The 21,924-nt window shown below is 52.7% G+C and carries 18 protein-coding genes, 1 tRNA gene and 3 pseudogenes; 9 read left to right on the forward strand and 13 right to left on the reverse strand.

Features of this window, described 5'->3' with window-relative positions; all coding sequences use genetic code 11:
* The 3 genes from H7K56_RS15630 to yjjJ all read right to left on the reverse strand — a co-directional run.
* Positions 1-883, reverse strand: an 883-nt coding sequence (locus H7K56_RS15630; RefSeq protein WP_259395451.1) for an MFS transporter, incomplete at its 3' end; no start/stop codon positions are given.
* On the reverse strand, positions 880-1,413 hold the full coding sequence (locus tag H7K56_RS15635; protein ID WP_150360387.1) for a TetR/AcrR family transcriptional regulator: 534 nt from the start codon (positions 1,411-1,413) through the stop codon (positions 880-882). The genes H7K56_RS15635 and H7K56_RS15630, both read right to left, overlap by 4 nt.
* Before the next feature lie 126 nt (positions 1,414-1,539).
* Positions 1,540-2,676 (reverse strand): type II toxin-antitoxin system HipA family toxin YjjJ, encoded by a 1,137-nt coding sequence (gene yjjJ / locus H7K56_RS15640; protein ID WP_249042708.1) that lies wholly within the window; start codon positions 2,674-2,676, stop codon positions 1,540-1,542.
* A gap of 1,059 nt (positions 2,677-3,735) precedes the next feature.
* Between yjjJ and H7K56_RS15645 the strand changes: the two genes are divergently transcribed.
* Positions 3,736-5,637 carry an ATP-dependent nuclease gene (locus H7K56_RS15645; protein ID WP_249042707.1) on the forward strand — a complete coding sequence of 634 codons (1,902 nt, stop codon included), beginning with the start codon at positions 3,736-3,738 and terminating at the stop codon, positions 5,635-5,637.
* Between the two features lie 194 nt (positions 5,638-5,831).
* Here H7K56_RS15645 and H7K56_RS23410 read toward each other — a convergent pair.
* Positions 5,832-6,497: pseudogene (locus H7K56_RS23410) on the reverse strand (phage integrase); the annotation flags it as partial.
* Between H7K56_RS23410 and H7K56_RS15650 the strand changes: the two are divergent.
* Both H7K56_RS15650 and H7K56_RS15655 read left to right on the forward strand, forming a co-directional pair.
* A pseudogene (locus H7K56_RS15650) lies at positions 6,496-6,939 on the forward strand (contractile injection system protein, VgrG/Pvc8 family); the annotation flags it as partial. The pseudogenes H7K56_RS23410 and H7K56_RS15650 overlap by 2 nt on opposite strands.
* 61 nt (positions 6,940-7,000) lie before the next feature.
* A pseudogene (locus tag H7K56_RS15655) lies at positions 7,001-7,216 on the forward strand (ogr/Delta-like zinc finger family protein); the annotation flags it as partial.
* A gap of 263 nt (positions 7,217-7,479) precedes the next feature.
* On the opposite strand, the gene H7K56_RS15660 reads toward H7K56_RS15655, so the two are convergent.
* From H7K56_RS15660 to H7K56_RS15670, 3 genes are all read right to left on the reverse strand, one after another.
* On the reverse strand, positions 7,480-8,562 hold the full coding sequence (locus tag H7K56_RS15660; protein ID WP_150360388.1) for a hypothetical protein: 1,083 nt from the start codon (positions 8,560-8,562) through the stop codon (positions 7,480-7,482).
* A 369-nt stretch (positions 8,563-8,931) separates the two neighbouring features.
* Positions 8,932-9,007: transfer RNA gene (locus tag H7K56_RS15665), tRNA-Ile, on the reverse strand.
* A 199-nt stretch (positions 9,008-9,206) separates the two neighbouring features.
* Positions 9,207-9,989, reverse strand: coding sequence for an SDR family NAD(P)-dependent oxidoreductase (locus H7K56_RS15670; protein ID WP_150360389.1), 783 nt, complete (start codon positions 9,987-9,989; stop codon positions 9,207-9,209).
* A gap of 136 nt (positions 9,990-10,125) precedes the next feature.
* On the opposite strand from H7K56_RS15670, the gene H7K56_RS15675 reads away from it, so the two are divergent.
* The 3 genes from H7K56_RS15675 to H7K56_RS15685 all read left to right on the forward strand — a co-directional run bounded on the left by H7K56_RS15675 (position 10,126) and on the right by H7K56_RS15685 (position 12,075).
* Positions 10,126-10,713 carry a TetR/AcrR family transcriptional regulator gene (locus H7K56_RS15675; RefSeq protein ID WP_021509633.1) on the forward strand — a complete coding sequence of 196 codons (588 nt, stop codon included), beginning with the start codon at positions 10,126-10,128 and terminating at the stop codon, positions 10,711-10,713.
* Complete coding sequence (mug, locus tag H7K56_RS15680; RefSeq protein ID WP_058771358.1) at positions 10,710-11,225, forward strand: G/U mismatch-specific DNA glycosylase; 516 nt, start codon at positions 10,710-10,712, stop codon at positions 11,223-11,225. Before H7K56_RS15675 ends, mug begins: the two co-directional genes overlap by 4 nt.
* An 88-nt stretch (positions 11,226-11,313) precedes the next feature.
* Positions 11,314-12,075, forward strand: a complete 762-nt coding sequence (locus H7K56_RS15685) for a substrate-binding domain-containing protein (RefSeq protein WP_058759768.1) — start codon at positions 11,314-11,316, stop codon at positions 12,073-12,075.
* Between the two features lie 47 nt (positions 12,076-12,122).
* Here the strand turns inward: H7K56_RS15685 and rpoD are convergent, their stop codons facing one another.
* The 3 genes from rpoD to rpsU form a co-directional block, all read right to left on the reverse strand.
* The gene (gene rpoD, locus H7K56_RS15690) at positions 12,123-13,967 is read right to left on the reverse strand and encodes an RNA polymerase sigma factor RpoD (RefSeq protein WP_021509630.1); all 1,845 of its coding nucleotides are present in this window, start codon (positions 13,965-13,967) and stop codon (positions 12,123-12,125) included.
* Positions 13,968-14,345: 378 nt separating this feature from the next.
* Positions 14,346-16,091, reverse strand: coding sequence for a DNA primase (gene dnaG, locus H7K56_RS15695; protein WP_021509629.1), 1,746 nt, complete (start codon positions 16,089-16,091; stop codon positions 14,346-14,348).
* A 119-nt stretch (positions 16,092-16,210) separates the two neighbouring features.
* On the reverse strand, positions 16,211-16,426 hold the full coding sequence (gene rpsU / locus H7K56_RS15700; RefSeq protein ID WP_001144069.1) for a 30S ribosomal protein S21: 216 nt from the start codon (positions 16,424-16,426) through the stop codon (positions 16,211-16,213).
* A 281-nt stretch (positions 16,427-16,707) separates the two neighbouring features.
* Between rpsU and tsaD the strand changes: the two genes are divergently transcribed.
* A complete protein-coding gene (gene tsaD / locus H7K56_RS15705; protein ID WP_031280133.1) occupies positions 16,708-17,721 on the forward strand; it encodes a tRNA (adenosine(37)-N6)-threonylcarbamoyltransferase complex transferase subunit TsaD in 1,014 nt (337 codons plus the stop codon).
* Positions 17,722-17,752: 31 nt separating this feature from the next.
* Here tsaD and plsY read toward each other — a convergent pair whose 3' ends face one another.
* Positions 17,753-18,352: a glycerol-3-phosphate 1-O-acyltransferase PlsY gene (plsY, locus tag H7K56_RS15710; protein WP_021509626.1), complete on the reverse strand. Its 600-nt coding sequence runs from the start codon at positions 18,350-18,352 to the stop codon at positions 17,753-17,755.
* Between the two features lie 107 nt (positions 18,353-18,459).
* Here plsY and folB point away from each other — a divergent pair, with 107 nt between their 5' ends.
* Together folB and bacA are read left to right on the forward strand one after the other, a co-directional pair.
* The gene (gene folB, locus H7K56_RS15715; RefSeq protein ID WP_021509625.1) at positions 18,460-18,819 is read left to right on the forward strand and encodes a bifunctional dihydroneopterin aldolase/7,8-dihydroneopterin epimerase; all 360 of its coding nucleotides are present in this window, start codon (positions 18,460-18,462) and stop codon (positions 18,817-18,819) included.
* Positions 18,820-19,010: 191 nt separating this feature from the next.
* Positions 19,011-19,829 (forward strand): undecaprenyl-diphosphate phosphatase, encoded by an 819-nt coding sequence (gene bacA / locus H7K56_RS15720; protein WP_031280132.1) that lies wholly within the window; start codon positions 19,011-19,013, stop codon positions 19,827-19,829.
* An 18-nt stretch (positions 19,830-19,847) separates the two neighbouring features.
* On the opposite strand, the gene H7K56_RS15725 is transcribed toward bacA, so the two are convergent.
* Together H7K56_RS15725 and H7K56_RS15730 are read right to left on the reverse strand one after the other, a co-directional pair.
* Positions 19,848-21,080: a multifunctional CCA addition/repair protein gene (locus H7K56_RS15725; RefSeq protein WP_021509623.1), complete on the reverse strand. Its 1,233-nt coding sequence runs from the start codon at positions 21,078-21,080 to the stop codon at positions 19,848-19,850.
* A gap of 141 nt (positions 21,081-21,221) precedes the next feature.
* Positions 21,222-21,845 (reverse strand): TIGR04211 family SH3 domain-containing protein, encoded by a 624-nt coding sequence (locus H7K56_RS15730; RefSeq protein ID WP_010618709.1) that lies wholly within the window; start codon positions 21,843-21,845, stop codon positions 21,222-21,224.
* Between the last annotated feature and the right edge of the window lie 79 nt (positions 21,846-21,924).

The raw sequence follows: 21,924 nt of genomic DNA on the forward strand, positions 1-21,924 counted from the left end.
GTACCAGCCAGTAGCTAAAGTGGGTGAGCGCCGCCAGCAACAGCAGTGGTGCGGCCATCGCCAGCTGCGCCAGCCAGTACACCTGACGCATACCGATGCAGCGTGCCAGCGGACCGGTCAGCGCGCCGAGAATGCCGGCCGCGCCGCTAACCAGCCACAGCATACTGGCGTGGCCCTCGTTCAGGTGGCTGTGCTGGCGTAACACATCCGGTCCAAAACACCACCACGCCGCGCTGGCGACACCGCTAAGGAAAGCGATGATGATCACCCGCTGCAGCGCGCAGTTGTGCAACCGATCGCGCCAGCCAACCGGCGATCCCGATGGATCGGCGCGCCCGGCGGGCAGGCAATAGCGTGCCAGCAGCAGGCTGATTAACGCCAGCGCGGCAAAACAGCAGCAGGCCGCGCGCCAGCCGCCGGGCATCAGCATAAAAATGGGCACTGACACAATAATGCCCGCGCCGGTGCCGGCGTTAATGAACGTGTTAGCGGCGGTTTGCCGCGACGCGTCAATTTGCCGGCTCACGGCACTGGCGAGCGCCGGGGAAGCCAGTCCGGCACCGAGACCGGCGATAAACAGCCCACCGGCAATCAGCCATGCGCTACCGGCAGCGGCCAGCAGCAGTAAGCCGAGCATGGCCGTCAGTGCTGCCAGCATGGCGGTGCTGCGCACGCCCCAGCGCGCCAGCAGCAGTGTGGCGCCGGGCGTGGCCAGGCAGTAAGCCAGATAGCTGCAGGCGGCCAGCATGCCCGATGCGCGCGGGCTGAAGCTGATCTGTTGCGCCACCTGCGGCATCATCATTCCCCAGGCAAAACGCGCCAGTCCGTAGGTCACGGCGATCAGCATAAAGCCGCTTAGCGTCAGGCGGAGTGAGGCTTTCATGATGCATTCGCCATCAGTTGCTCAGCCGCCAGACGCGCAGTGACCGCGGCCTGCGGACCGTCAATCAATCCGGCCATAATCGCCCCTTCAAACAGTATCCAGATAGCATCGGCCAGCGCTGACGGCGAATTCCTGTGCGAGTGCGCCAGGCAGGCACGGATATAGCCGCGCTGCCAGTAACGATAATCCAGCGCCTGCGCCGCCAGCTCTGCATCCTGCTCCGCATACTCGCCGTACGCTTTGGCAAAAAAGCAGCCGAGCGAACCTTCCGCCCGCATCCACTGTTCCAGCACCGAAAACAGCTGGCTGATGGCTGCCGGATCGTCTGGCTGTGACAACAAATCAGCAAAGCGCTGCCGGCGCGCGGTCATCACCGCGGCAGTTAACCGCTCGCGCGACGGAAAGTGCTGATAGAGCGTACGCGTGGAGACCTTCGCCTCACGGCAAATGTAATCGGTGCTGGTGGCATGAAAACCGTTGTTGTAGAACAGCCGCTCGGCAGCGTTCAGGATATGTTGTTTTTTACGCATACCTTAAAAAGTAAACCGATCGTTTTACTTTTGCAAAGTGGCGGCGCGAAAATCGGGTGCGAGGCGGTTAATCACCGCCAGTTTCGAGGATGCAGCTTTGAAGGAATTATCAATCAGGAAACGCGCTTAGCCGAGTCGGGCGATGCGTGCTCGGGCCTCATCCAGATGCTGTTGTAACGCGGCGAGGCAGGGCGCAAAACGATCGGAGAAGCCATCGCAACTATTCGTCAGCGACAAAAATTCCTCCGCCAAAGCCAGCGCTTCCCGCCATATATCGCTGCTGACCACTTCCGGCAGGGACGCAGGCCGCAGCGTATTCACGATGGCGCCGCCCGCTCTGGGCGCAAAGCCCATCGGCAGAATGTCGTAAGCTGGCGCGAGGTGATAAGGACGGCCATGGCGACTGATGAATGACAGGTTACCGGCGTGCATGTCGGTATTGCCGATCAGCATGCCGAATGCCCAAAGCCGTGCCGTGCTGCTGGCGGCCTCAGAATGGACACACTTTTTCGCCACAAGCTGGTTGACGAGGACCGGCCAGCTTGCACTGGCATTGCAGACGAACTCCGCATCAAGCGCGCGCAGCGAGAACACGCCGATACGGCCCATTTTGCCCACCCGATCAAAGCGGGAGATTTCGAGGAAGCGCTGCCCTGCAATATCAAACACGTCGGTCTCAACACCCAGCACTTTCAGGGCCAGATGCTCAGCCATCAGCAGATCGCGCCAGCGTTCGCTGACTGGGTTGTCATCTGCCGCCGTGAATTTCACCAGCACATGACCGCGTTCGGTATAGGTGCAGAATTTTGGCTGCTCGCCACCCGCAGATGAGCCTGGCACCTCACCAGCGCCCGCAGCCCGCGCCAGTTCGGGATACGCTGTCGCGCGCTCCACGGGTGTCGGTTCGGGCATTTCCAGGAAAAGGCTGCGCGCCTGCTCGCCGATCAGCAGGTTGCCGATCGCATCATGACCTTGCGCCAGCAGCGCTCTGACGACATCTGCGTCCGCCCATTGTTCGGGATTCGCCGGCAGACCGAGCCCGCTGGCATAAGTTGAGGCATACGCTCTGCCGAGATAGCCCTGTGGTCGCATGTCAAACAGCCACCACGGCAGCCCGTCACTGTGAAAGCTTTTGTGGTCCGCCTGCACCATCACAAATCCCTCTGGACGAACCGGAATCAGCTCGCCGAGAGGTTTGATTTGCCCTTCATCGGTAACACGATAAATCGGGGCCGAGCGGAATCCGCGAAACGTATCCCGCAGGGCATATTAAATAGATGGACCCGCCCCGATTTTGACGATGTCATCACCCAGTTCTCTAATCGCACGGGAAAGCGTAGGCTGGCTTATACCCATTTTTTTAATGAGTTGCCTTCCTGCCATCGGCCCGCTATAGAGAAGCTGATGTATTTTTTTTGAATGTAATGACATGTGTTTGAGTAGCTTTTGAATAGGTTTGTGAATAGATATATGAATAGTTTTTGAGTAGTTACCTTAGCAAGTAAATAGCTGGCAGTCACTGGGATGTGTTGTGCCTGTTGTGCAAATGTGTGGTTCTGTAGGAAGTTGAGGCTGCATGCAGGCTTAACGAGGTAGATTCTCGCGTCGTTGTTTGTAAGAGGCGGTTGTTAACACAATGACAGCGTGAGGCAGTAAGAGCCGGAAAGGCTGGCAAGGCAGGTGATTTCAGGTTGAAAGTGGGAAGGGTGCTGCGCATTGGAGTTTCAACTGTATCAGCTTAAAGCGTCGCCCTTTTATCTCCATCATTGAAATCTGAATAACAAAGCCACCTGTTTAAGGGTGACTTAAGTCAATCAGATGAACAAGTGATTGGCGGCTTTCGCTAAGTTCGAACCACCGAACAAGCGATTATGAGTCCCAATTCGAAGTGAGTCAAATCAGTAACATGCTGATTTTTATATTTTATTTAGGCTGAATAGTGATGAAAAGTGGCACATAGCGTTGAGCTCTGCTGCCACTTTGCTGCCAATTAATTGAAGCCCAGATAAACCTTAAAACCGACTCAACTAAGCGTTCAGAAATGCATTAAGGAGAAATGTGCTTATCTAAATTCTTGTTTATATTGGTTTTATCAGGCTGCGATTCAAGATGATTTAAATTATTGTTAATCTGTTTTACGGGCTAGAGTCTCTAAAATGTGCAACGTATTTTCACAAAATTATCTTCTTACAGAAGTTGCTTTGAATCAAAATTAAGTTTATAAAATTTTTTGTAAAGATAATTTTATCTTTAAGGCATTTTTTCAAAGTATTTTAATTGGAATTAATGTCGGGACAAGGGATTATCCACGATTAATAGCGTGTGTCACCCTTAACTATCTTATTATATATGGGGGTAGGAAAATTGAGTTTTCCATTGGAATTAATAGCGCATATAAATAGTCAAAATGGTAGTTTTCAGCGGGATATTACTTTAAACCGAGGTCTTACTGTAATACTTGGCCCCAATGGTTCAGGAAAAACTCATCTTCTGAGGGGACTAAAACAAAGCCTTTCACAGCACACTAGTGGAAAACATGTACGCTTTCTTTCAGCAGGAAGAATGGGGTTACTGGAGGAGTTTAGATCAGACTATGATGGGCATCGTGGTAGCTCATTACGCTACGATCAAGCGAGATTTGGTAGCAAAAGTGACGCAGTTCGCAGACATCTGATGGAAACTATAAATGGAGATTTTCATACTCTTGCTGAGCGAGCTGATATCCTTATTAAGATCCAAGAGCGATTGAGAAAGTTATTTAAACGTGACATTCTCATTGATTGGGATGGAGGAAGTTTAAAAATATCATTTTCACGAATGGATATTGATTCTCAATCTTATTCTTCTGGTCGTGAAGCATCGGGGTTGATGCATTTAGTTGGCATTCTTGCAGCACTTTATGATGATGACGTTGGAGCTCTTCTCCTAGATGAGCCTGAGGTATCATTGCACCCACAGCTTCAAGCTTTTCTATTAAATGAAATACTAAGTGTTGCTGGATATCCAACATCAAATGGAAATAAGAAGATTGTAGTTATTGCTACACATTCGACAGAAATGCTTCAAATTCAAAAGGCTGAGGATTTATTATCCCTAGTTTTTTGTTACGACCTAATGAGTTCTCCTGTTCAAATTTCTGCTGACGCTGATGAATTAAAAAATAAAAAAATTCAAAGTTTAATCGCTAGATTAGGACAAGAACATAAGCTATCTCTATTTTCAAAAAGTCCTTTATTAGTGGAAGGCCCTTCTGATGTATTAATCTGCAGTGCGCTTGCTAACAAGCTCGATATGCATCTTGAAGCTGCTGGCTCACAATTATTGCCTGTCATTGGTAAGGGGCAGATGCCAACTGTTGCGAAATTGCTCCGACTTCTAGGAAAAAAACCTGTAGTATTAGCGGATGCTGATGGGCTTGCAGATGGCCTTGAACTTATTAATTTTTTCCTTAATGGAAACTCAATGGCTGACGAGCTAGCGAGTGCAATGGGATCTTCTTCGGCAAAACAGTTGGCATCTTTAATCTTTACTGATTTCTGCAAATTAGTGGATGCAAGATGGGGCGAAATTTCGGCTGATGCCGAATTACACCCGTACTGGGTTAATAAAAATCCTGGTGAAGAGACTCAAGCAAAGCGCCGTTCTGCTTTTTGCTCACTTTTTATAATTGATGAAAAAAAATTAGCAAGCTTGGCGGTAGATAATATTTGGATAACTACAAAAAATAGACTAATAGCACTGCTTGAATTACTTGAGAAGTGCGGTCTTTTTATTTTGCGCAAAGGTTCAATAGAGTCTTACTATCAAAGCTCAGATCAATTTACCTCTATTGGAAAACCAAGTGCTGCTGTTAGTGAAATAGACCATATAGGTCAACTCGAAAACGTAGATATTGAAAAAAAATATTCTGACTTAATCCGTTGTGTTAAGTATGCATCAAGCGCTGAATTAATATGTGAGGCTGATGCACTAAGAGATTTACTTTTGTCTGTAGTTGCACCTGCTCATGCGAGAGTGAAAAGTGGTGATACAACTACAAATTTCAATATGCTAGCAAAAACATTGCTTGAAGAAAGATCAAATATTTTTAACCTTGTGATTGATGATGGGAAACTTGTAGTTTCAATTATAAGTAATATTCTCGATATTAAAGGATTTCCAATTAGTCTCGAAAAAGATGATGACTATCTTAAATGCATAAATGATGCGCTCAGAAATAATTAATAATCTTATAACTTGGCTTAAGTATGCGAGGTTGTGAATTGTTATTATAATGGATTTCAAGTAAAGTTTCCTGCATGCAACAGCCCGATTTTTAAATCGGGCTACTCCTGTTTAACCAATTTTGGAGATTACTCTCATTTAATTCATCGATTTAGGTTATCGATTTTATAATAAATTAAATTTATTATTGAATTTCATTCAATGGGTTGAGTAAAAGGGGCTTCTGATAGATGATCAGGGGCAAAGTGGGCATAACGCATCGTCACCTTAATATCCGTGTGTCCCAATATCCTCTGAAGCACCAGAATATTCCCCCGTTCATCATGAAATGAGATGCGAAAGTGTAGCGTAAAACATGCGTTAGCTGCCCAGCAGATGTCTCGATGCCAGCGCGTTGGATGGCCTTTCTAAAGGCTGAATAGCATGGTTTAAAGAGCAACTGCGCTTTTCTGCTTGATGGCAGATCAGCCGGTAATTTTTCAGTTATCGGCACCGCTCGGTTTTTCTTGCCTTTCGTTTTTACGTAGATGATCTGACCGGCGCGGATTTGGTTCCCCTTCAAGCCTTCGGCCTCACTCCATCGTGCGCCAGTTGCCTGGCAAATTTTCACAATGGTCGTCAGATCTTTTTGATCGGCTGTTCTCACATTCGACGAGAAGGGTTCTAATTTCCTAAATGGTGAGATATGCCATCTCCGATTCACTGATTTTATATTCTCGCACGTTCTCTAACGGTAACGGGTTGGGTGTAGTCCATTCATCTAACCGGCGTAGCTCGTTGAAGATCGCCCTGAAATACATCAATTCTAAATTCACCGTGCGAGGCGTAACTGTTTTCACTCGAGTAGAGCGTGTGAACCGCAACGCCTACACCGGCCTTATTGCAAGCTGGGTGCACATCCGAAAGCCAGCGAAAAAGCCGGAAACCACGGTGAAGCGAAAGCGCCGCAAAACTGCCGCTAAGAAGAAGGAGCCGGAAGCAAATCAGGGCGACTATCTGATCGGCACGGATGAAAATGTGCTTGTGTTGAGTCGAACCTATGCCAACCGGGCCAACGCCGAGCGCGCTGCCTAAATGCAGTGGGAGCGGCTACAGCGCGGCGTGGCAACGTTTTCTTTCCAGCTTGCACGCGGGCGTGCAGATCTCTATACGGAAATGCCCGTGAAGGTGAGCGGATTTAAGCAGCAGATTGATGCGGGGGAGTGGATCATCACGACGCTGACGCACAGCCTGAGCTCGGAAAACGGCTATACGACCAGCATTGAACTTGAAGTGAAAATAAATTCACTTGAAATGGAATAGTTCTATCTCAAATGCTTTTATTGAGTAATATTTACCTCAATTGGGTTTTGGAGACAACGTTATGATGAATTGCCCTTTGTGCGGGAATGCCGCACATACACGCAGCAGCTTTCAAGTATCAGCAACAACTAAGGAGCGCTATAACCAGTGTCAGAATATTAATTGCAGCTGTACGTTTAAGTCTCATGAAACGGTTTCTGAGATCATTATGAAGCCGGGTAGCGTAAAGCCGGTGCCGCCTCATCCGGGGCGGAGTCAGCAACAAGCACTGTGGTTATGGCTGTTGGTCTATTTTAATTGTCCATCAATAATGGGCTTTAATTATTTACTATATGAACCTTAAAAGGTTTGCCTACATTTTTTAATGTTGATAATGTTAATGAAGGGTATCAATTGACAGTGATTTAATGTCTGAAGAAAATAAAAAAGTGTATTAAAAACCTATGATTTTTATAATCTAATTATTCACGTCAAATATAAATATTTCAGCATAACATTAACAGTGCCAAGATTATGTTATGCTGAAATAACATTTAATTTTCAATTTTTGGGTGCGTAGTAAATAGAAGAATATTGCAAGTAGGTCTCAATGCTATCACCATGGTTAGTTTTGAGTAATGCATTTATAGTTGTTGAAATAGATGACTGTTTAGAGTTTAAGTCAAAAATGGCGTATTTGGGTAAGTAATTAGGTCTTATTGACATAGAGGCCATTGACAAACAATTGAAGCTGTATATTACTCCGGAGTTTTTATCAATTGCAGTAATCTTATTGTCTGGCAAGCATATTAATTTTAAATCTATGTCGCCATGAAAGATTGGAACCTCATCTTTAAATTCATCAAATGCAACAACATCACGAATGAAGAATGGGGTTGCTCGGAGAAGTATTCCATTAGCATGTGCTACAGCCATGCCAGCTTTAGCACTTCCTCCTGATAATGCTATCCCACTTCCAAGCCAAGAGTAACTAACTCCACTTCCTAGTGTAACAACTGTATTTACACCAAGCTTCCTAAGTCTAGCTCTGTCATTATCTTCAATAATTGGTGAAATATCAGTGACTCTTGTTGTTTTTTTATTTTCGATTAAATGCGGCCAGTTTTTCTCGATTATTTCTAAAGTTTTACTATTTGACCATAGCTGAGATCCGTGTTCATATACGCCTAAACAATAAACTGTGTCGTTTGTTATGTGCGCTATTAAAATCGGGCCGCTTCTCGCAGAGAATAAATTTCCTTTTTTATCTTTTTCAACTCCAACTCCCAAATGTAAATGGTATAGTCCAAACTCCAAATGCATTCCATCATTAAACTTTGGATTGTATATCTGCTTGCTAAGATGTAGGTTTAAATTATATCCATTAGATATTTTGAACTTTAATTGATCGTATCCATTTTTTACATTGACAGGACAGAGAAAATCGCTTGATTCAATAACCATCCTTTTTTTTTGAGGGATGAGGATATGATAGATGTTCATTAAAGTATCTATTGGGCTTACATGCAACTCGGAAACATCAATGCCGTATTCATTACGTAATATTTTTATGCAGATGTCATTTCTATCTTTAAATGGATTAAATTTAATATTATATAATATATGAGAGGTGTTTTTTTTCATAATAATTTACCTGTTTAAATTGGCTGGCTAGCAAGCCATTAATTTGACGGTTTCCATCTTGTTTATTAATTATTTCACACGACACTATTATTTCAACCGAATCATTTAAAAATTGGGATCTTATTCATCTTTGTTTAACCACAGCTGTAAGTGGGTTGAGATTTTGTAACGCGACCTTCCTCTTAGATGTTAACAACTGAAGTTGAATATAGAGATTAACGAGGTTTGTTTACATTCTTGAGTACTCAAAATGGCTGAGGCCTATGTCAGAGAAAAAATCTGCTGCCATTTTGCTGCCAATGGCGGATTCTTAAAACAAAAAAGCCACCATGAAAGGCGGCTTAACTGCATGATTTACATCACTAAATTTGGTGGCCCCTGCTGGGTTTGAACCAGCGACCAAGCGATTATGAGTCGCCTGCTCTAACCACTGAGCTAAGGGGCCAGCGGAGCGGGGATTATAAAGTATCTCGGTGGGGCGATCCAGCGTTGCGCAATCGGTTGGTGAAAATTCCCGCAATCACTGAGTCCTTGATCTGACAGCAAAAAATCCCGCAACCCTGACAGAAGCGGGCAATAAGCGCCCACTGCTGTCGCGTTTTTGAGACAAGGCTTGCTGCTGCCTTGTCTCATGCTGGTCTGACTCAGCGATAACGCGTGGCGGGCTTATTCAGCGAGATAAATGGCAGGATGGCGCCACGCGCCTGCTCAAAGCTGTGCCACAGGCCCATATCTTCCACCGAAGGAATGGTGATCGCTTCGCCGTCATCCAGACCGCGCAGCGCGGCGGCGACTAAGTCGTCGACCTCCATCACCATCTCTGCCGGCAGGTCATCCACCGAACGCCCGGTGCGCTGAAAGATCTCGGTGCGCGTCAGGCCCGGCAGCAGCGCCTGTACGCGTACGTTGTGGCCCGCCAGCTCGCGCTGCATGTTACGCGTCAGCGAGAGCACAAAGGCTTTCGTCGCATTGTAGGCCCCGTTTGCCTGCTCATGGACCAGCGCCAGTACCGACGCCACATTCACGATGGTGCCCGCGTTGCGGCTGCGGAAAACCTGCGCGGCCGTATGAGAAAGCTGCGTCAGCGCCACCACGTTCAGTGCCAGCATGGTTTGCGTCTGGTCGATGCTGGCATCGATAAACTCGCCTTCCACCGTCATGCCCGCATTGTTGATCAGCGTGGTAATACGCGTATTGTCCCGCAGCTCGCTATCAATACGCGCCAGATCCTCATGGCGCGTCAGGTCCGCGGCCAGCACGTTGACTTCCACGCCGTGCGCTTCGTGCAGCGATTGCGCCAGTGCGCTCAGACGTGCAGCATCGCGCGCCACCAGAATCAGGTCGTTGCCGCGTGCGGCCAGCTGTTTAGCGTAAGTTGCGCCGATACCGCTGGAAGCGCCGGTGATTAAAGCCAGTTGGTGTGACATGGGAGAGCCCTCTGTATGATGGTCGTCATATTGGTGTGCTGATAATATGACGACCATCATATCTATCGTCAAGCTGGAATATGACGATCGTAATAATTAAACTGATTGCCATTAACGATGAGCAGGGTAACAACCGATGGAAAAGCTAAGCCATAAGGCGCGCACGCGGCAGCGCATTCTGGAAGAAGCGGCGGTGGTGATGCGCGAATGCGGCACCGAAGGCATTGGCGTGGCAGCGCTGATGAAGCGCGTTGGCCTGACGCACGGTGGGTTTTATGCGCACTTTGCCTCGCGTGAAGCGCTGGTCGAAGCGGTGATTAGCGAGATGTTTGCCGACTCGGCGCAGCGTTTTGCCGCCGTGCTGGCGATTGAGGATCCGGCTGAACGGCTGAATCAGTGGATCGACCGCTATCTGTCGGACCAGCACTGTGGCGCGCCGGGCGAGGGCTGCCCGATACCGGCGCTGGTCAGCGAAGTGGCGCATTTACCGCCGGATGCGCGGGCGCTGTTTTCAGCGAAGCGCGAAGCGGTGCGGCGTCAGCTGGTACAGGCGCTGCAGCAGCTGGGACATGCGCAGGCGGAGAGCATCGCCAGCAGCATGCAGGCCGAAATGGTCGGTGCGCTGGCGCTGGCGCGCGCCTGTACTGACGAGGCGGAAGCGCGCCAGATGCTGGAGGTGACGCGTCAGGCAGTCAAACTGCGCGCCGGGCTGGTGACAGCATGAGCGATCACGACATCCGCGACATCATCGCGCCCGATTTGCAGGTGCTGTTTTGCGGCATCAATCCGGGCAAATCCTCGGCGCATACCGGCTTTCACTTTGCGCATCCCGGCAACCGCTTCTGGAAGGTGATTCATCAGGCCGGATTTACCCGCGAGCAGTTGCTGCCGGAGCAGGAACAGCGGCTGCTGGAGACCGGCTGCGGCATCACCATGCTGGTTGAGCGCCCCACCATTCAGGCCAGCGAGCTGGCGGGCGCGGAGCTGCGTGACGGCGGCGCGCGTCTGCAGGAAAAGGTGCTGCGCTTTCAGCCGCGCGCGCTGGCGGTGCTGGGTAAGGATGCGTTTCAGAAGGCGTTTCGTCAGCGCAACGTGGCATGGGGCGAGCAGCCGCAGTTGCTGGGCGAAACCCGTTTATGGGTGCTGCCCAATCCTAGCGGGTTAAACCGCGCTTCGCTGGAAGAGATGGTCGCCGCTTATCGCCAGCTTCATGATTGGTTACAGAATAAGGCGTGAGCTGGCTCTGTTTCATCAGGTAATAACGTTGTTCATCGTTTTGTTTCTGGCTACACCGGATGCTCCACGCAAAAAAAGGAGCAGGGAGATGAAGCAACGCACCATGGTTCTGGCGGCACTGCTACTGGCGGCGCAACCGGGCGTCCAGGCCGCAACGCTGAAGGTATTCAGTTCCGGCGGTATGTACCCGGTGATTGAAAGCCTGAAGCAGGATTATCAGCAGCAGAGCGGTGACAGCATTGAGCTGGAAGCGGCGCCGTCGATGGGTGATACGCCGCAGGCGATTCCTAATCGCCTTAAACGCCATGAAAGCGCCGATGTGCTGGTAATGGTGGATTACGCCATCAAGCCGCTGGAGCAGGCGAAATGGGTGGATAGCGCCAGCCATCAGGTGCTGGCGCACTCGTACATTGCCATGGCGGTGAAGCAGGGCACCACGCCGCCGGATATCAGTACCGTCGCGAAGTTCAAACAGGTGCTGACCTCCGCCTCAAGTATCGCTGTGTCTGACAGCGCCAGCGGCAAATATATTCAGAGCAAGATGCTGGATAAGCTGCAGCTGGGCCCGAAAACGGCGGCGAAGATCACCGTGATTCCGGCCACGCCGGTGGGTGAGGCGGTCGCGCAGGGCAAAGCCGAGCTGGGCTTCCAGCAGAACAGCGAGCTGAAGGCGGTGAAAGGCATTACTATCGTGGGACTGATTCCGCCGGCGGCACAGCAGGATACGCTGTACGGTGCGGTGATCACGCGCAGCAGCCAGCAGCAGCAGGCCGCGGCGAAGTTCGTGAAATACCTGCAGAGCGACAAGGCGCGCAGCGTGATGCAGGAGAAAGGGCTGACGCCATACTGAAGACAATAAAAAACCCCGGCAAGCCGGGGTTTTTACTGACAGGACGATTAATCATCGAGGAAGCTACGCAGCACTTCCGAGCGGCTCGGATGGCGCAGTTTACGCAGCGCTTTGGCTTCAATCTGACGGATACGCTCACGCGTTACGTCAAACTGTTTACCCACCTCTTCCAGCGTGTGGTCGGTGTTCATATCGATACCGAAACGCATACGCAGGACTTTGGCTTCACGCGCGGTCAGGCCAGCCAGCACGTCGTGTGTGGCAGAACGCAGGCTTTCCGAGGTTGCGGAATCCAGCGGCAGCTCCAGCGTGGTGTCTTCGATAAAGTCGCCCAGATGCGAATCTTCATCATCACCAATCGGCGTCTCCATGGAGATCGGCTCTTTAGCGATTTTCAGCACCTTACGGATTTTATCTTCCGGCATCAGCATGCGCTCGGCCAGCTCTTCCGGCGTTGGCTCGCGGCCCATCTCCTGCAGCATCTGGCGCGAAATACGGTTGAGTTTGTTAATGGTCTCAATCATATGCACCGGAATACGGATGGTACGCGCCTGGTCGGCGATGGAACGGGTGATAGCCTGACGGATCCACCAGGTGGCGTAAGTTGAGAACTTATAGCCACGGCGATATTCAAACTTATCAACCGCTTTCATCAGACCGATGTTGCCTTCCTGAATCAGGTCGAGGAACTGCAGGCCACGGTTGGTGTACTTCTTGGCGATGGAGATCACCAGACGCAGGTTAGCCTCAACCATCTCTTTCTTCGCACGACGCGCTTTGGCTTCGCCGATCGACATACGACGGTTGATGTCTTTCACCTGCTCAATGGTCAGGCCGGTCTCTTCTTCGATCTGCAGCAGTTTCTGCAGCGAACGCATGACATCTTCTTCCACTTCCTGCAGTTTTTCCGACCACGGTTTGTTCATGGCCAGTGCCGCTTTGAACCAGCTCTCACTGGTTTCATTACCGGTAAACAGGGTGATGAAGTTTTTCTTCGGCATTTTGCACAGTTCAACACACAGCTTCATGATCAGGCGCTCTTGCGTGCGCACGCGCTCCATCATTTCACGCATGTTGTTCACCAGGTAATCGAACTGCTTCGGTACCAGGCGGAACTGTTTGAACACTTCAGAGAGATTGTTGATCTCGGCCACGGCGTCCGCATGGCTGCGGCCTTTGGCTTTGATCACGGTGCGCGTAGTTTCGTACTGCGTACGCAGGTCGTTAAACTTCTCGCGCGCCAGTTCCGGATCGATAGAGTTATCGTCGTCGGAGCTGTCGTCGTCGCTCTCTTCGTCTTCCTCTTCGTCGTCGTCGCGGTCTTCTTCCGACAGCTCAGAACCGACGTGGGTCGCGGTTGGCGCCAGATCTTCCTCGGCGTTCGGATCGACGAAACCGGTGATCAGGTCAGACAGGCGTGACTCGCCCGCTTCAACGCGATCGTACTGATCGAGCAGGTAGGTGATTGCTTCCGGGTATTCGGCGACAGAGCATTGCACCTGGTTGATACCGTCTTCGATACGCTTGGCGATGTCGATTTCGCCTTCACGCGTCAGCAGCTCAACGGTACCCATTTCACGCATGTACATGCGAACCGGGTCGGTGGTACGGCCAATTTCAGATTCAACGCTGGATAATACCTGAGCGGCAGCTTCCGCGGCATCTTCGTCAGTATCGGTGCTGTTTTCATTCAGCATCAGATCATCGGCATCCGGGGCTTCTTCCACCACCTGAATACCCATATCGTTGATCATTTGGATGATGTCTTCGATCTGATCGGAGTCGACGATATCTTCCGGCAGATGGTCATTGACCTCAGCATAGGTCAGATAGCCCTGCTCCTTACCACGGGTGACAAGCAGCTTAAGCTGTGACTGCGGGTTTTGCTCCATAAGACGGTATCCACACTTCTGTTAATTAGATTGGTGTCGGTCGGCAGCGAGCCAACTATAACAGTGAAGGCGTTGTATTTTTGCCGCTGCCTTCAACGCGGCCAGGGCTTTGGCCCATCGTAAATCGGCACTTAAGCCGCTTAATATTCTGTCCGGCGCTAACTTACTTGCCATTTTCAATGCTGGCAGTGCTTCCAATCCTCACGTACGCCAGTACGCTCGGGTTGCTGCGCGCTGGCAGCCTTGAAACTGACAGCGACGTTAACGCCTCTGGTATTTATGCATTGCTTCCGGCTTCGCTTACAGCGTCCATAAACCAGAAACATCAGGCAAGAACGGCGGCGTTATCAGCCTTCATCATTCTGACCCGGTAAAATCTTATTTTTTGGCTAATGCCTGGCTTAATGCCCAGAATTCACGGCGTTCGGCGGCGCTCAGGCCTTCAGTCCGATCGCGCGCAATCAGTGCTTCGAGGCGCTGCTCCAGCGCAGCATCATAGATGCTTGCCAGCGAGTCCTGGAACACTTCTTCCGCTTCGTCATCTACGATCATGTGGTTCCAGGTGGCCAGTGTTTCAAGGGGCTGGCTAAATTCTGTCCCGCGATATAACTCTAGTAGCTGTCCGGTGGTCAGGCCAGGATTCTCAGTACAACGGCGGACTAACTCCACAAACAGTGGCAATCCCGCTAATTTAGACTGCTCCAGCCCGTCCAGCGCAGGCACGATGGCGGCAAATTGCGGATTCTGCACCAGCAACGCAATCAGCACGCGCATGGTGGTGCGTTTCATCGGTGGTGCCACCGGTGCGGTACCGCTTTCCGCCTGCTTCGGCATCAGCTTGTCTAACTGGTTATCGTCCAGAATGCCGAGTTTATTACCCAGCGTCTGACGCATATAAATCCGCAGCGTTTCGCCCGGAATCTGGCTAATCAGCGGCAGCGCCAGCGTTGCCAGCTTGGTACGGCCGTCGCGCGTACTCAGATCCACCTGCGGCATCAGGCTGTCGAACAGAAACGTGGAGAGCGGCATAGCCTGCTCCATCCGCGCTTCGAACGCTGCTTTGCCCTCTTTACGCACCAGGGTATCCGGGTCTTCGCCGTCGGGCAAAAACATAAAGCGTAGCTGACGACCGTCATTCATGTAAGGCAATGCGGTTTCCAGTGCACGCCATGCAGCTTCACGACCGGCGCGGTCGCCGTCGTAGCAGCAGATCACGTTATCGGTCGAGCGGAACAAAAGCTGGATATGTTCCGCTGTGGTCGAGGTGCCCAGCGAGGCGACAGCATAATCAATGCCGAACTGCGCCAGCGCCACTACGTCCATATAGCCTTCCACCACCAGCAGACGCGCCGGTTGCGGATGATTTTTTTGCGCTTCATACAGGCCGTATAACTGGCGGCCTTTATGGAAAATCGGTGTTTCCGGTGAGTTCAGGTACTTGGGCGTATCGTTGCCCAGCACACGGCCACCAAAACCAATCACGCGTCCGCGCTTGTCGCGAATCGGAAACATCACGCGATCGCGGAAACGATCGTAGGTGCGGCCGCTGTCATTGCTGACCAGCATGCCCGCTTCCATCAGCGATTCACGATCTTCTTTCTGCTGACCAAAGCGCTTCAGTACGTTGTCCCAGCCGGCTGGCGCATAGCCAATAGCAAAGTGATCGATCACCTGCTGGCTCAGACCGCGTGTGGCGAGATACTGTTGTGCTGATTTCGCCTGCGGATTGCGCAGGCTCTGCTGATAAAAGCTGTCTAAACCTTCCAGCAGCTGATACAGGCTCTGGCGCTGATGGCGCTCCATCGGGCTCGGCCCATTGCCCGCTTCGTACGGCACTTCTAAGCCGTGCTGCGTGGCAAGTTCCTCTACGCTCTCGACGAAATCCAGACGATCGTGATTCATCAGGAAGTCGATGGCGTTGCCTTTGGCACCACAGCCAAAGCAGTAGTAGAACTGCTTTTCACCGCTTACGGTGAAAGAGGGGGTTTTTTCGTTATGGAACGGACAGCACGCGTGATAGTTCTTACCCTGCTTTTTCAGCTTAACGCGGGCATCGATAAGATCCACGATGTCCGTGCGGGCAAGTAAATCATTGATAAATACGCGTGGAATTCGTCCAGCCATAAGCCCCGGTTTTTCAGCTCATAAACGGCAACAAGCCGCGCTTCCTTTCGGAAAGCACGGCCTCTTACTTGACTCTGTCTGCGTTTAACACGCGGCGGAAGCGAACTTCCGAAAAGAAATTAGTACAGACGAGTGCGGCGTGCGTTTTCGCGAGCCAGTTTCTTGGCGTGACGCTTAACAGCAGACGCTTTAGCGCGCTTACGTTCAGTCGTTGGTTTTTCATAGAACTCACGACGACGAACTTCAGCCAGAACGCCTGCTTTCTCGCAGGAACGCTTGAAGCGACGCAGTGCTACGTCGAATGGCTCGTTTTCACGTACTTTAATTACCGGCATGTAACTCTCACCTCGATAAAATTCGGTTTTTGCTGCTGACTGCGGCGCCAGCACTTTTCAAAATGGTGCAGCATTTTACTCCAGGCGCGGCTGGCTTGTAAAGCACCATGGACAATTTAGAACCAACAGGAGCGTTTGCCTGTGCGGCTGCCGGTTTTTTCAGGCCGTGGAGTATAGCGCACTCTTTGCGCGACAGAAAAACACTTTTTCGCGTGCGGAAGGGGGCAGGCGTCAGCCGGCCTGTGCTACACTGCGCGCCGCAAGAAGAGGGTGATAAAGCTATGCGAGTTCTGGGTATTGAAACGTCCTGCGATGAAACCGGCATCGCGATTTATGACGATGCGTCCGGTCTGCTGGCGAATCAATTATATAGCCAGGTGAAATTACATGCCGATTACGGTGGCGTGGTGCCGGAACTGGCCTCGCGCGATCACGTGCGGAAAACCGTGCCGCTGATCCAGGCCGCGCTGAAACAGGCGGGCTTGCAGGCCGGAGAGATTGACGCCGTGGCGTACACCGCCGGTCCCGGCCTGGTCGGTGCGCTGCTGGTTGGCGCCACCATTGGCCGCGCGCTGGCGTTCGCCTGGAACGTGCCAGCGGTGCCGGTTCATCACATGGAAGGCCATCTGCTGGCGCCGATGCTGGAAGACAACCCACCGGCATTCCCGTTCGTGGCACTGCTGGTCTCCGGCGGCCACACGCAGCTGATCAGCGTCACCGGCATTGGTGAATATACGCTGCTGGGCGAATCGATTGACGATGCCGCCGGGGAAGCGTTCGATAAAACCGCCAAGCTGCTGGGGCTGGATTATCCGGGCGGCCCGATGCTGTCGCGCATGGCACAGCAGGGCACGCCGGATCGCTTTAAGTTCCCGCGTCCGATGACCGATCGTCCGGGACTGGACTTCAGCTTCTCCGGCCTGAAAACCTTCGCAGCGAATACCATTCGCGAACATGACGGTGACGAACAGGCGCGTGCCGATATCGCCCGCGCCTTTGAAGATGCGGTAGTGGATACGCTGATGATCAAATGCAAGCGTGCGCTGGAGCAGACCGGCTTTAAACGCCTGGTGATTGCCGGCGGCGTGAGCGCCAACCGCACGCTGCGTGAACGCATGGCAACCATGATGAGCGCGCGCGGCGGCGAGGTGTTTTATGCCCGTCCGGAGTTCTGCACCGACAACGGCGCGATGATTGCCTATGCCGGCATGGTGCGGCTGAAAGGCGGCACGCGCGGTGAGCTGGGTGTCAGCGTGCGGCCACGCTGGCCGCTGGCGGAATTACCGGCCATCTGATGATAAAAAAACCGGCTGCGCGCCGGTTTTTTTATTTCTTCTTTTTACGCTTCCACACGCGGTTTTCCTGACCGCGCCACAGGCGCTGAATATTGTCGTGATGGCGCAGCAAAATCAGGCATGACAGCATCGACACCGGAAAGGTGAACTGCGGCTTAAACCACCAGACATAAAACGGGGCAATTAACGCGCTGACGATCGCGCCCAGCGATGAGTAACCGCTGAGCAGCACCGTCAGTAGCCAGGTGCCGGTCATCAGGCCGGTCAGGTCCCAGCCAATCGGCGCGATGGCCCCAAACGCGGTGGCCACACCTTTGCCGCCGCGAAAGCGGAAAAATACCGGATAGATATGGCCAAGGCAGGCGGCGATGGCCGTGAGACCAAGATACATCGGCGTGACGTGCAGCCACCAGGCGATCCATACCGGCACCATTCCCTTCGCCACGTCGAAAATCAGTACCGCGGCAGCGGCGGCTTTACCGCCAATACGTAACACGTTGGTGGCGCCTGGATTGCCAGAGCCTGCGCTGCGGGGATCGGGTAAACCAGCGAGTTTACAAACCAGGATCGCACTGGAAATCGAGCCGCAAAGATACGCGAAAATAATCATACCAAGCGCGATAGCACTCATAGCTTCGTACCGTTCCTTTTGGGTCGTTTTGTTCTCGATAAGCGTGGATAATACGCATAATCCGCCGGAAGTGGTATCCGGCTAAGCCAAAAACAGAGAGTGACATCATGGATATCGTATTTATAGAACAACTCACCGTGTTCACCACCATTGGCGTTTACGACTGGGAACAGGGCATGCAGCAGAAGCTGGTGCTCGATGTCGAAATGGCGTGGGACAACCGTCAGGCGGCGGTGAGCGACGATGTGAACCACTGTCTGAGCTACGCCGATGTCACCGAAGCGATCCTCAGTCATCTGCAGGGACAGCGTTTTGCGCTGGTCGAACGGGTGGCAGAAGAAATCGCCGATCTGTTGATGAATCGTTTCAAAACGCCCGGAGTACGCGTGAAGGTAGGTAAACCGGGGGCTGTCGCCCAGGCGGCGAGCGTGGGCGTGAGAATTGAGCGCGGGACTATTCCTAAATAAATCCTGCGTGATTGCCATCACAATGAAACCAAACCAAATTATGGTGTGTCTCAGTGGAGGCCGCTGCGCTGATGAAGGGGAAGTGACCGAAATCGTTAAGGTTTCCTTCAGCAAGGTGCAGGCATAATTTCAGGCGGTAGCGGTGCGCGACCGCCTTTTTACTGTTTAAAACGGATAGAGGGTAAAATTTGATGGCAGACATTCATCAGCTATGGGTAGCTGCAATCCTGGGGGTTGTGGAAGGCCTTACGGAGTTCCTGCCGGTCTCATCCACAGGCCACATGATTATTGTTGGCCATTTGCTGGGGTTCGAGGGTGAGAAGGCGGAAACCTTTGAAGTGGTGATCCAGCTGGGCTCAATCCTCGCCGTAGTCGTGATGTTCTGGCGCCGGCTGTTTGGCCTGATCGGCATTCACTTCGGCCAGGAGCGCCACGAAGGCGTCGGCAGCGGAAAACTGACGCTGATTCACATTCTGCTGGGTATGGTACCGGCGGTGGTGATTGGCCTGGTGCTGCATGACCAGATTAAAACCCTGTTTAACCCGATCAACGTGATGTACGCGCTGGTGGTGGGCGGTGTGCTGCTGCTGGCGGCGGAATATCTCAAGCCAAAGCAGCCGAAAGCGGTGGGCATTGATGACATCACCTATCGCCAGGCGTTTATGATTGGCTGCTTCCAGTGTCTGGCGCTGTGGCCGGGCTTCTCGCGTTCCGGTGCCACCATCTCCGGCGGTATGCTGATGGGCGTCAGCCGCTATGCGGCGTCCGAGTTTTCCTTCATCCTCGCGGTACCGATGATGATCGGTGCTACCGGACTCGATCTCTACAAGAGCATGGGCTTCCTGACGATGCAGGATTTCCCGATGTTTGCCGTGGGCTTCGTGACCGCCTTTATTGTCGCGCTGCTGGCGATCAAAGTGTTCCTTGAGCTGATCAAACGTATCTCGTTTGTGTCGTTTGCCATCTACCGCTTTATCGTCGCGGCAGCGGTTTACGCCATCTTTATGTAATACGCGAGGCGCGGCCGGTTACGCTGGCCGCGCGTCGATTAACCCTTCCTGCAACGCCAGCACGCGCCGACGCGTCAGCTCTTCCCGCACCGCCGCGCCTGTGAAACCGGCCTCGACCACCGCTTTGGTGGGCACCGCCTGCGCCAGCGCAAACGCGCGCCGCAGATAATCGCCCTGCGGATAAGCCATGCTCTCCAGCGTCGTGCGCCCGCGAGCGTCGGCTTCGCTGGTCAGTGCCATCTTTTCCACGCGATCGGGCTTGCGCCAGGCGTCGATGCGGTCAAACAGCGCCACCAGCGCGTCAGCCGGCTGGCGTTCAATGGTGTGCACCACATCGTGAAACTCCGTCACTACCAGGGCCAGATCGCGCACCTGGTTCGGCACACGCAGCCGCTGGCACAGCGCTTCAACAATCGGTACGCCGGCCGGGCCGTGACCATGATGGCTCGGCCACTTCTCTGGCGGCGTCAGCGCTTTACCCACATCGTGGAACAGCGTGGCGAAACGCACGTCAAGCTGGTCGGAGAGCGCTGCGGCCATGGTCAGCGTCATCAGCGCGTGGACGCCGGTATCGATCTCCGGATGCCACTTAACGGGGGCCGGAATGCCGTACAGGTTGTCGATTTCCGGGAACAGCACCTGTAATGCATCGCAGTCGCGCAGCAGCTGGAAATAGACCTGAGGATTGCGCGTCAGCAGCGCTTTTTCCGTCTCTTTCCACACCCGCTCTGCGGTGAGGTGCGCCAGTTCACCGCTGTGCGCCATCTCGCGCATCAGCGCCTGGGTTTCAGGGGCCACACGGAAATTGAGGTGGGCGAAACGGGCAGCAAAACGCGCCACGCGCAGCACGCGCAGCGGATCTTCATTAAAAGCTGCCGACACGTGACGCAGGGTGCGCTGCTGCAAATCCTGCTGGCCGTGATAAGGGTCGATCAGCGTGCCGTCAGCGGCCTGCGCGATGGCATTGATGGTCAGATCGCGACGCTGTAAATCCTGCTCCAGCGTCACGTCCGGCGCGAACTGGGTCACGAAGCCAGTATAACCGTTGCCGCTTTTGCGCTCGGTGCGCGCCAGCGCATACTCTTCACGGCTTTCAGGGTGTAAAAAAACCGGAAAATCCCGGCCCACCTGCTGATAGCCCTGCGCCAGCATGCTGTCGGGCGTTGCGCCCACCACCACCCAATCTCTATCTTTTACCGGCAAACGCAGTAAGGCGTCACGCACTGCGCCACCGACCAGAAACGTCTTCACTCAACCACTCCAGAGGCAATCCACTTTTGCGTGCCGCGCACGCTTGTTACGTTATTGTTGCATACTTTGGCGAAAAAGCGGGCATGCCAAAAGGGGCATCTTACGATCCCCTCCAGGCAAACCACAAATGGCGTGGCGGCTTTAATTCATCCAGCGATCGTTTTTCTTGCGGCGCGGCACCATGTGCGGCAGCAGCAGACCGAGCAGCAGACCCACACCGAGCACGCCGCCGCCATACATAAACCACTGCATGATGATGGTGCGCTGTTTGTCATCCAGCTGAACGTTAGCGGCGCTGACCTTCTTCTGCGCCACAATCAGCTCGTTGCGCAGCTTCTGATTCTCTTCTTTCAGGCCGTTGATGGTGCCGTCGCTGTTGGCCACCTTGTTCTGCATCTCTGACGTACGCTGATTCCAGCTGTTATCAATGTTCGCCAGTTTGTCGGTCAGCTCTTTGACCTGCTGCTCCAGCTGCGGCACGCGAGTGCGCAGGCTGGGGGAGGCGCTGAGCTGCGACAGCGGGATCCAGTTAGTTTTGCCTTCTGCATCGCGGATTTGCGCGTACTGCGAGTCATTATTGGTTTGCAGCAGCGTGACTTCCTCCCCGGCATTCAGCTTGCCAACCAGGCGATACTGATCGCCAGGGCCGCTGCGTACCCAGGTGGATAATTCGTCGGAGATGTAACGTTTTTCATCGGCCGCGTGGGCCGGTGCGATGGCGCTGAAAGCCAGCAAAGAGAGGGCGGCAAGTGTGATTTTTTTCATTCGATATCGTTTTTTCATGATGGGCGTAAATTTACCGGCACAGTCTGGAGTCGCTTCGCATAAATCTGAATGAGAACTA

It is taken from the genome of Pantoea dispersa (assembly GCF_014155765.1).
GTDB lineage: Bacteria > Pseudomonadota > Gammaproteobacteria > Enterobacterales > Enterobacteriaceae > Pantoea > Pantoea dispersa.

What these genes read in the sequence shown, in the direction of transcription:
- tsaD (WP_031280133.1), top strand. Translation starts at nt 16,708, where the DNA reads ATGCGAGTTCTGGGTATTGAAACGTCCTGCGATGAAACCGGCATCGCG.
- H7K56_RS15685 (WP_058759768.1), top strand. Translation starts at nt 11,314, where the DNA reads ATGAAGCAACGCACCATGGTTCTGGCGGCACTGCTACTGGCGGCGCAA.
- H7K56_RS15730 (WP_010618709.1), bottom strand. Translation starts at nt 21,845, where the DNA reads ATGAAAAAAATCACACTTGCCGCCCTCTCTTTGCTGGCTTTCAGCGCC.
- mug (WP_058771358.1), top strand. Translation starts at nt 10,710, where the DNA reads ATGAGCGATCACGACATCCGCGACATCATCGCGCCCGATTTGCAGGTG.
- bacA (WP_031280132.1), top strand. Translation starts at nt 19,011, where the DNA reads ATGGCAGACATTCATCAGCTATGGGTAGCTGCAATCCTGGGGGTTGTG.
- H7K56_RS15660 (WP_150360388.1), bottom strand. Translation starts at nt 8,562, where the DNA reads ATGAAAAAAAACACCTCTCATATATTATATAATATTAAATTTAATCCA.
- folB (WP_021509625.1), top strand. Translation starts at nt 18,460, where the DNA reads ATGGATATCGTATTTATAGAACAACTCACCGTGTTCACCACCATTGGC.
- H7K56_RS15635 (WP_150360387.1), bottom strand. Translation starts at nt 1,413, where the DNA reads ATGCGTAAAAAACAACATATCCTGAACGCTGCCGAGCGGCTGTTCTAC.
- H7K56_RS15675 (WP_021509633.1), top strand. Translation starts at nt 10,126, where the DNA reads ATGGAAAAGCTAAGCCATAAGGCGCGCACGCGGCAGCGCATTCTGGAA.
- plsY (WP_021509626.1), bottom strand. Translation starts at nt 18,352, where the DNA reads ATGAGTGCTATCGCGCTTGGTATGATTATTTTCGCGTATCTTTGCGGC.
- rpsU (WP_001144069.1), bottom strand. Translation starts at nt 16,426, where the DNA reads ATGCCGGTAATTAAAGTACGTGAAAACGAGCCATTCGACGTAGCACTG.
- H7K56_RS15670 (WP_150360389.1), bottom strand. Translation starts at nt 9,989, where the DNA reads ATGTCACACCAACTGGCTTTAATCACCGGCGCTTCCAGCGGTATCGGC.
- rpoD (WP_021509630.1), bottom strand. Translation starts at nt 13,967, where the DNA reads ATGGAGCAAAACCCGCAGTCACAGCTTAAGCTGCTTGTCACCCGTGGT.
- dnaG (WP_021509629.1), bottom strand. Translation starts at nt 16,091, where the DNA reads ATGGCTGGACGAATTCCACGCGTATTTATCAATGATTTACTTGCCCGC.